Annotated in this window: 1 protein-coding gene; it reads left to right on the top strand. The window is 73.0% G+C overall.

The window, feature by feature from the left end:
* Window positions 1-1343: polyketide synthase dehydratase domain-containing protein (locus tag HZS56_RS37765; protein WP_216725319.1), on the top strand; the 1343-nt coding region annotated here is incomplete at both ends.

Below are 1343 nucleotides of genomic sequence, written 5' to 3' on the forward strand. Positions count from 1 at the left end.
CGAGTACTGGGTGGGTCAGTTGCGTGGCACCGTCCGCTTCCACGACGCCGTCCAGACCCTGAAGGACGAAGGCGTGGGCCTGTGCCTCGAGGTCGGCCCCGACGCCGTACTCACCGGGATGATCCGCGACGGACAGGACGACGGCGCCATGACCGCCGTGCCCCTGCTGCGCGCACGGCACGCCGAGACCGCCGTGCTCGGCGCGGGACTGGCCCAGGCCCACGTCCACGGCGCGCACGTCGACCTGACCGCGTTCTACCCCGGAGCGGCCCCGACCGACCTGCCCACGTACGCCTTCCGGCACAGGCGCTACTGGCTGACCTCCGGGCGGCGGGCGGACGGCCGCGCCGCGGGGCCCGACGCGGCCCGGCACCCCCTCCTCGACACGGTCGTCGAGCTCGCCGGCCGCGGGGAGACGGTGCTCAGCGGCCGGATCAGCGCCGAGGACCACCCGTGGCTCACCGACCACACGATCGACGGCACCGTGATCCTGCCGGCGGCCGTGTTCCTCGAACTCGGGGCCGCAGCGGCCGCCCGCACCGGCGCGGGCCGCGTGGAACAGCTCACGCTCGAGTCGCCGCTGCCCCTGCCCGCGCACCAGACGGTCCGGCTGCAGATCATCGTCCAGGCGGCCGACCAGGACGGCACCAGGGCCTTCTCCGTCCACGCGGGACCGGCCGACCGGGACACCGGGGACACCGCGTGGATCCGCTGCGCGAGCGGCAGCCTCGCCCCCACGGGCACCAGGCCGGAGCCGGACACCTTCGAGCCCCTGCGCACCTGGCCGCCGCAGCACGCCACCGAGATCCCGCTGGAGGGCGTCTACGACCGCCTGGCCGGGCTCGGCTACAAGTACGGTTCACCGTTCCGGGGGCTCCGGGGCCTCTGGCGGAGCGGAGAGGAACTGTACGCGGAGGTCCAGCTGTCTTCGGAACTCCACGGCGAGGCACAGCAGTTCGCGGTCCATCCGGTATTGCTCGACGCCGCGCTCCAGCCCCTGGCCGTCGCGGCGGCCGAGACACTCGAGTCCGGAGACCTGCTGTGGCTGCCGTTCGACTGGCACGGTGCCACCTTCTGGAACCGTGACGGTCTCACCGCACTGCGCGTACGGCTCACTCTCGCGGGCGGCGACGACGTCTCCGTCGCGGTCGCCGACCAGCACGGCTCGCCGGTGGCCGAGGCACGGACACTGACGCTGCGCCGGATGCCCCGGGAACGGTTCACCGCACAGTTCGCCGCGGAGGACTCCGCCCTGCACGCCGTGGAGTGGGAGTCGGTTGAGTTGGGTGTGGTGGGGGGTGGGGTGTCTGAGGAGTTGGTGTTTGTGTCTGGTGGTGTGTCTG

It is taken from the genome of Streptomyces mayonensis, assembly GCF_018982965.1.
Taxonomy (GTDB): domain Bacteria; phylum Actinomycetota; class Actinomycetes; order Streptomycetales; family Streptomycetaceae; genus Streptomyces; species Streptomyces mayonensis.